The organism is Neptuniibacter sp. CAU 1671, assembly GCF_029222905.1.
Classification (GTDB): domain Bacteria; phylum Pseudomonadota; class Gammaproteobacteria; order Pseudomonadales; family Balneatricaceae; genus Neptuniibacter.
In genome coordinates, this window is the sequence record NZ_JARHUE010000009.1 from 57,816 (window position 1) to 65,553 (window position 7,738).

Genomic DNA, 7,738 nt, shown 5'->3' on the forward strand with positions numbered 1-7,738 from the left:
GAACTGTACTACTACAGGTAAACTACCTTTTTTGGGGTGGAGGCTCTCAAACGCCGCTAAGGAATCAACCATGTCTATCTCTCCGCAACAGAACCATTTATTGATGTCCCTGTCGGCCGAGGTTCAGCAGCGTCTGTTTCCCTATCTCAAACCGGTCACCCTGCCACTCGGCAAAGTACTGTACGAGTCAGGACAGGTTCAGCGAGAGGTTTTTTTCCCGACCGATGCCATCATTTCGTTACTCAACGTGATGGAAAATGGCGCCTCCGCAGAAATTTCGGTCGTCGGTAATGATGGCGTGGTCGGTGTAAGCTTGTTTATGGGCGGTGAAAGTACCCCCAGTCGCGCCTTGGTGCAGAGTGCCGGTTCCGCCCTGCAACTCTCGGCGTTACGCCTCAAGGAGGAATTTGACCGGCACGGAGAGCTGTTGCTGTTACTGCTGCGTTACACACAGTCGCTGATCACCCAGATGGCCCAGACCGCCGTGTGCAATCGACATCACACCATCGACCAGCAACTATGCCGCTGGTTATTACTGTCACTGGACCGTCTGCCGGGTAACCAATTAATCATGACCCAGGAGCTGATCGCCAATATGCTCGGCGTGCGCCGTGAAGGGGTGACCGATGCGGCTGGCAAGTTACAGCAACTCGGCGTGATCGAGTACCATCGCGGACATATTAGCGTGCTCGACCGTTCGCAGCTCGAAGCGCTTTGTTGCGAGTGCTACGCCGTAGTTAAAAAGGAAACGGATCGATTGTTACCTTGGTGCCCTAACAATCCAACGACTCATAATTAAAGGGTTTGCGGCCACCGGACTTTGGTCATGTTATAGAGGTAGTAGCCTGTTCATATTCAGGAAACAACACTCGTCTTGATGATTACAACCATACCGGCTAGGATTTTTCATTGCCTTTTGGTCCATCTTCATCAAGTGTTACCTGCTTCACGGGTTCGTTCGATAATCGGGGCTATTTGAGTCGCTGAATCGCCACTAATTCACTTTACATTTCTGGCCACCATACGTGGTTAGCCGTCATCACCAAGGTATGTAACTAAAAAGTCCGTAGCAATACACAGGGAACCTTGGTTCCTAGGTAGTTGGGATATTTGATACCTAAGCTAGCTGCAATATCCTGAGCCTCTTCAACAGGCAGGACCGGATATTGCTCGCGGATATCAATGACACGCCCGGAGAATTCCAGGGCCAGGAAGCAGGCAAACTCAAGGTCCGATAGAAGGTGATAGGTGCGCTCTACTTTGCTACCCCACCTTCTACAAACGTCAGCGAGAGGGCACATCCTGGACTCCAAGCCATGGCCTGTAGTCCACCCCCTCATCTTAAGCATATCCTTGCTCGATGTACCGCTCGATATCGGCTTGAGTCGTCAAACGACGCCCCCTCACTTCACTAAACTCTCCCGCAATCAACTACTCACTAGAAGTCTAGATGGGGGCAAGTTGTGTCCAATTATATTGTTTTATATCAACAACTATTGTTGCTCAACAGGACAGCAAGTTGCGGGTTGCTGTTACTCAACCGTCACTGACTTGGCCAGATTTCGTGGCTGATCCACATCCGTACCTTTCAACACGGCCACATGGTAGGAAAGCAGCTGTAACGGAATGGTATAGAGCACTGGTTGCAGCATTTCACTGCAGGTCGGCATCGTAACCACATGCACACCGTCCTCTGCTTTGAGTTGGGCAGAACCCGCAAAGACAAACAGCTCACCACCCCGTGCCCGTACTTCCTGCAGGTTAGACTTCAGTTTATCCAGCATCTCGTTTTCCGGTGCGACCGTCACCACCGGCATCTCTTTATCTACCAGCGCTAGCGGGCCATGTTTCAGTTCACCCGCAGGGTAGGCCTCGGCATGGATATAAGAGATCTCTTTGAGTTTGAGCGCACCTTCCATTGCCACCGGATACAAGGTGCCACGCCCCAGAAACAGCGTATGGTGTTTTTCGGCAAAGGCCTGCGCCAGGGTCTGAATCGACTCATCCAGTGCAAGGGCTTCATCGACCTGACCCGGCAGGTCCCGTAGTCCCTGCACCAGTTCTGCTTCAGTGGCTTTGGTCATTCCGTAACGACGCCCCAAAGCAATGGTAACCAGCATCAGCGCAACCAACTGGGTAGTAAAGGCTTTAGTGGATGCTACACCAATCTCTGGGCCCGCATTGGTCATCAGGCAAAGATCAGACTCACGCACCAATGAACTACCCGGTACGTTACAGATCACCAGTGACGCCAGCACCCGGTCTTTCACTTCACGCAGCGCCGCCAGCGTATCTGCCGTCTCACCCGATTGTGAAATGGTCAGGAACAGTGTGCCTTCCTGAATCACCACAGGGCGATAACGGTATTCACTGGCCACCTCAACCATGCAGGGAATGCCCACCAGAGATTCAATCCAGTATTTAGCCACCAGACCGGCATGGTAACTGGTTCCACAGGCAATAATCTGCACCTGCTTCACCTGATCAAAGATACGATCAGCACCATTACCAAATGCCTGTTCCAGCAGATGATCCCCACTCAAACGACCTTCCAGACAAGCCTTAATCACCGTGGGCTGTTCAAAGATCTCCTTGAGCATAAAGTGTTTATAAGGGCCTTTTTCAGCCGAACTTAAGCCATGCTCAAACTGAGTGACCGGACGCTCAACCCACTGACCGTCGGCGGCCTGAATACGAATCTCGCTGGCGGACAATTCAGCGATATCGCCATCCTCAAGAAAGATAAACCGGTCAGTTACCGGCAGTAGAGCCAGTTGATCCGATGCAATAAAGTGCTCACCAATACCCACTCCAATCACCAACGGACTACCTTTGCGAGCACTCACTAACTTATCAGGTTCTGACTTAAGCATTACCCCCAGCGCATAGGCACCTTCCAGCTGAGCAGTCACCAAGCGTACGGCTGCCATGAGGTTTGGCTCAGTTTTAAGAGTCTCAGCCAGTAAGTGAGCAATTACTTCCGTATCGGTTTCAGAGCTAAATTGATAACCTTTGGCCTGCAAGTCCTGCTTCAGGACTTCATAGTTTTCGATGATACCGTTATGCACAACCGCCAGCTGATCCGCCGACATATGTGGATGTGCATTGGCTTCACTGGGCACGCCATGGGTCGCCCAGCGGGTATGTGCAATACCACTCTGCCCTGCTAGCGGCGTTTCATGCAACGCATCTGCCAGCGACTGTACTTTACCGATTCGACGACAACGACTGATCACACCCTCAGCGGCGATTGCCACTCCGGCCGAGTCATACCCCCGATACTCAAGCCGACGCAGGCCTTCAAGCAGAATATCCTGAACAGGACGTGCGGCAACCGCACCCACGATTCCACACATCAGCTGTCTCCTTTATCTGCTTTTTTCTGCGGCCGCGGCCATTGATCCAGTTGAGCCTGTTTGGCACGTGTCAGTGCCAGTGCTTCAGCGGCGACATTTTTAGTAATTGTCGAGCCTGCGCCCACCGTCGCCATTGATCCGATGGTTACCGGTGCAACCAGCGATGAATTCGAGCCAATAAAAGCACCGTCTCCAATCTCGGTCAGAGACTTGTTCACGCCATCGTAGTTACAGGTAATGGTACCCGCCCCCACATTAACGCCACGGCCCAGAACAGCATCGCCCACATAGGAGAGGTGGTTAATCTTACTGCCTTCACCCACAACCGCTTTTTTGGTTTCCACGAAGTTACCGATTTTGGCGTTGGCTGCGAGCTGTGTGCCGGGACGGAGTCGTGCAAAGGGGCCTACCTCACAGTCATCTGCAAGTACAGCGGATTCAAGTACTGAGTTGGCTTTGATACGACAGCCTGATCCGACTGTGGTGTTTTTCAGGGAGCAGTTTGACTCGATAACCACGTTATCGCCCAGTACAACCGTACCCTCAAATACACAGTTAACGTCGATATAGACATCCTGACCGGTTGTAAGCGAACCGCGCAGATCAATACGGGCAGGGTCCGCCAGCGTAGCGCCAGCGAGCATCAGAGTCTGTGCCTGCTGCTGCTGGTACCAGCGTTCAAGTTCAGCCAGCTGCACACGGTTATTCACACCCTGTACTTCCTGCTCAGCCTGAGGTTGTAATGCCGTAATCTGCACCTGCTGTGCAGCAGCCATGGCAATAATATCCGTCAGATAATATTCACCCTGGGCATTGTTTGCAGATAATTGCGGCAGCCATTGTTTCAGGTAAGCACTGGGTAGCGCCAGAATGCCGGTATTCACTTCGGTGATGCTTAGCTGCTCTGGAGAAGCATCTTTATGCTCAACAATTGCCCGCACTGCACCTGAAGCATTGTCACGTACGATGCGGCCGTAACCTGTGGGGTCACTCAGACTAACTGTTAGCAAGGCAAGAGCACCCTCTGAGGCTAAACTTACCATCTGCTGCAGAGTTGCGAGTTGAATCAGGGGCACATCACCATATAAAACCAGTGTAATTCCGCTGTCTGTCACCGCGGGCATTGCCTGCGCCACCGCATGACCGGTGCCGAGTTGCTCTGCCTGCAGCGCAACCTGCACTGACTGGCTCTCAAGCAGGGACTGTACCTGATCGGCGCCATGTCCAATAACCACATGCAGGCTTGCATGCTCAATCTGGGCAGCGGTATCAATTACATGCTGCACCATCGATTTCCCGCCCACCTTATGCAACACTTTAGGCAGTGCTGATTTCATTCGGCTGCCTTGCCCGGCGGCGAGGATGACCACATCAACAGACATCGTTTGTTTATATCCTTGTGACAAAATTTAATTGCTATATTAGGCTTGGACTTTAAAGTAAACCACGTCTGATACAAGGCTTTTTGTCACAAATTCTATGACAATTTCTACCGATGATATTTATCAACTGCTGGATCTGAGTCCACGCGAAGTGCTGGTTTATAAGGCGTTGTTAAGCTGTGGAGCCAGCTCTATCCGGACCATTGCTGACAAAGCAGGTATCAACCGTGGTACCACCTATGAAACCTTGAAACAGTTGCAGGCAAAAGGGATTGCGACCTATTTACCCAAAGGCAAACGGAGGTTTTTTGCCCCACGCGAGCCTGAGTACCTGCTACATCTGGCCGAAGAGCGCAGAGCCAATATGGACAGGGCTTTGGATCACCTTAAGCAAAATCTGATTCCAGAACTGAAACACCTGCAACCCGCGTTTTGCAGCGCAAACGTCCAGTTTTTCGAAGGGGATGATGGCATTGCACAGGTATTACGTGACATCCTGAATACCGTGTCTGATTCAAATGAATCCAGTTATTCCGTTTTTTCCTCAAAACCAATCCGTAAGCATCTTTATCGGCCTTTTCCAAATTTTACCAATCAACGAATCCAGCGCGGGATAAATGTACAGGTTATCGCCATTGGCGATGGGGGTGAGGATGCCCTTCTGTCCGAGCGTAAATGGATTAAAACAGAAGGAAAGGTAGATGCCGCTTACATAGCCATCTATCCGCCTAAGTGCGCAATCATCTCCTTAGCGGCAGAGAACTACCCAACGGCGGTAGTGATTGATTCAGCTGAAGTAGCAGCCGCACAGAAAGTGATTTTTGCTACCCTGTGGGGGCTTTTATAGTTCACAAATTTAGGTTGGTATTAGGTGTAAGAAAATACCTAAGTGTTTCATATAGGACAAGAAAATCCCTATGAAACACTTAGGTGATGTGAATTCCTCTTGGCATCATCGGGATCAGCTGTTGGAAGATAATAGGCCAACTCACGTTAACCCCTTTATATTTCTGCCCTACTAACAGCCCTGTTAAATCCAGCTGAGAACAGCTAGCTTAATGGATTCGGAAGAAGCTAATCAGCGACGCCATATCTTGGGCATTCTCACCGATTTGCTTACTCGAAGCCGCCGTCTCCTCAACCATGGCTGCATTTTCTTGGGTTGATTCATCTAACATGGTGATCGATTTATTTATTTGCTCAGCCCCGAGGCCCTGTTCTTTAGAGGCTAAGGCAATCTCGGAAATGATGCCTGATACTTTTTCTACTGAGTCGATAATATCATTCAGCGTGGTTCCACTTTCTTGAACCAGGCGTGAACCTTCGTCAATCTTGTTGACGCTGTTGATGATCAGGTTTTTGATCTCTTTTGCAGAGGTAGCACTTCGCTGCGCTAAATTCCGTACTTCGGAAGCCACCACCGCAAATCCGCGGCCCTGCTCTCCTGCCCTGGCAGCCTCAACTGCGGCATTCAGCGCCAGCAAGTTAGTCTGAAAAGCGATCTCATCTATTGTTCCGATGATGTCTGATATTTCACGGCTGGAAGCATTTATCTGCTCCATTGCGGAAACTGCTTTACCAACCACATTACCCCCTGTGTTGGCGAGTTCTCTTGCATTCACAGCTAACTGGTCTGCAATCAGGGCATTGTCTGCATTTTTCTTAGCCGTCGCTGTCATCTCTTCTACAGACGCAGCGGTTTCTTCCAGACTCGCCGCTTGTTTAGCCGTTCTATCACTGAGTTCAAGTGTTGCTTGGGATATCTCTTCGGAACCTGTCGCAACAGAGTTTGCGGAGATCTGAACTGAGTCGACCACTTCACGAAGTTTTACCAAACATATCTGCACTGCGTTTTTGAGTTCGGCAAACTCTCCTTCAAATTCGCCCATGATATTCTCGGTTAAGTCACCCTGAGAGACCGCCATCATCACCCGCTTCACTTCGGAGAGCATTTTTTCTACCGTCTGTGCCAGTTTTTTCTGGGCGGTAACATCGGTAGCATATTTGACCACTTTGACTGGTTGGCCCTTAAGATCAAAGATGGGATTGTAAGTTGCCTGTATCCATACCTCGGTAGCACCTTTACCCAAGCGTTTAAATTCGCCTGCTTTAAACTTGCCCTGACGTAACTCCGCCCAGAAATTCTTGTAATCTGCGCTTTGTGCGAACTCAGGCTCAGCAAACATACTGTGGTGTTTACCTTTGATTTCATCCAGCTGGTAGCCCATCACAGTTAGAAAATTTTCGTTGGCGTGCTGTATAACGCCATCTAAATTAAATTCGATAACCGCCTGTGATTTATTCACCGCATCGATTTGACCTTCGTAGTCAGCATTGAGCAGCTTTTGTCTGGTTATGTCTGTTGCAAACTTTATGACCTTGTAGGGAGTGCCAGTATCATCAAGAATTGGGTTATAGGTGGCCTGTATCCATACTTCTTTCCCGCCTTTGGCTAACCGCTTGTATTCAGCAGAATCGAAATGCCCCTGGTTTAACTTGGCCCAAAAATCCTTATATTCCTTGCTGTCAGCGTATTTTTTTTCAACAAAAATACTGTGGTGACTGCCTTGTATCTCACCTAAGGTGTACCCCATTACATTGAGAAAGTTATCATTCGCGGTACGAATTGTTCCGTCCATATTGAACTCAATTACAGCCTGGCTGCGATACAGCGCATCAAGCTCTCTTCTCAATTCCGCTACTTCAGATGTTCTGGTTTTTTCATGTTCTTTAGATGGGGTCGCTAAAAACTTAAACATCTGGTATCAGCTCCACTGAATTATTAGGCCAGCTATAAAACCCAGTATATTCACTTAAGCTTGCTGTACCAGTAGTCTTGCTTCCACAGGAACACCTTTTTACTGCGGCGTTTGATTTCCGAGTTACCCACGAAGAGTAGACACCTTCTATAGTTAGGTTTACGCCTGACGGGGAGGTGTAAGATGTCCAGGAAAAAGTATCAACACTATACCGAGGAATTCCGACGCGAAGCGGTCAATC

5 protein-coding genes are annotated in these 7,738 nt (G+C 49.7%); 2 read left to right on the plus strand and 3 right to left on the minus strand.

Features of this window, described 5'->3' with window-relative positions; all coding sequences use genetic code 11:
- Positions 1-70: 70 nt before the first annotated feature.
- Positions 71-799, plus strand: a complete 729-nt coding sequence (locus tag P2G53_RS13350) for a Crp/Fnr family transcriptional regulator (protein ID WP_275818060.1) — start codon at positions 71-73, stop codon at positions 797-799.
- A 733-nt stretch (positions 800-1,532) separates the two neighbouring features.
- Here the strand turns inward: P2G53_RS13350 and glmS are convergent.
- Both glmS and glmU read right to left on the minus strand, forming a co-directional pair.
- A complete protein-coding gene (glmS, locus tag P2G53_RS13355; protein WP_275818062.1) occupies positions 1,533-3,356 on the minus strand; it encodes a glutamine--fructose-6-phosphate transaminase (isomerizing) in 1,824 nt (607 codons plus the stop codon).
- The gene (gene glmU, locus P2G53_RS13360) at positions 3,356-4,738 is read right to left on the minus strand and encodes a bifunctional UDP-N-acetylglucosamine diphosphorylase/glucosamine-1-phosphate N-acetyltransferase GlmU (RefSeq protein WP_275818063.1); all 1,383 of its coding nucleotides are present in this window, start codon (positions 4,736-4,738) and stop codon (positions 3,356-3,358) included. Before glmU ends, glmS begins: the two co-directional genes overlap by 1 nt.
- Positions 4,739-4,835: 97 nt before the next feature.
- Between glmU and P2G53_RS13365 the strand changes: the two genes are divergently transcribed.
- Positions 4,836-5,585: a helix-turn-helix domain-containing protein gene (locus tag P2G53_RS13365; RefSeq protein ID WP_275818065.1), complete on the plus strand. Its 750-nt coding sequence runs from the start codon at positions 4,836-4,838 to the stop codon at positions 5,583-5,585.
- A gap of 208 nt (positions 5,586-5,793) precedes the next feature.
- Here the strand turns inward: P2G53_RS13365 and P2G53_RS13370 are convergent, their stop codons facing one another.
- On the minus strand, positions 5,794-7,497 hold the full coding sequence (locus P2G53_RS13370; protein ID WP_275818067.1) for a methyl-accepting chemotaxis protein: 1,704 nt from the start codon (positions 7,495-7,497) through the stop codon (positions 5,794-5,796).
- Between the last annotated feature and the right edge of the window lie 241 nt (positions 7,498-7,738).

Bases quoted from the DNA above. Each gene is read 5' to 3' on its own strand.
- glmS (WP_275818062.1), bottom strand. From the start codon at position 3,356: ATGTGTGGAATCGTGGGTGCGGTTGCCGCACGTCCTGTTCAGGATATT.
- P2G53_RS13365 (WP_275818065.1), top strand. From the start codon at position 4,836: ATGACAATTTCTACCGATGATATTTATCAACTGCTGGATCTGAGTCCA.
- P2G53_RS13370 (WP_275818067.1), bottom strand. From the start codon at position 7,497: ATGTTTAAGTTTTTAGCGACCCCATCTAAAGAACATGAAAAAACCAGA.
- P2G53_RS13350 (WP_275818060.1), top strand. From the start codon at position 71: ATGTCTATCTCTCCGCAACAGAACCATTTATTGATGTCCCTGTCGGCC.
- glmU (WP_275818063.1), bottom strand. From the start codon at position 4,738: ATGTCTGTTGATGTGGTCATCCTCGCCGCCGGGCAAGGCAGCCGAATG.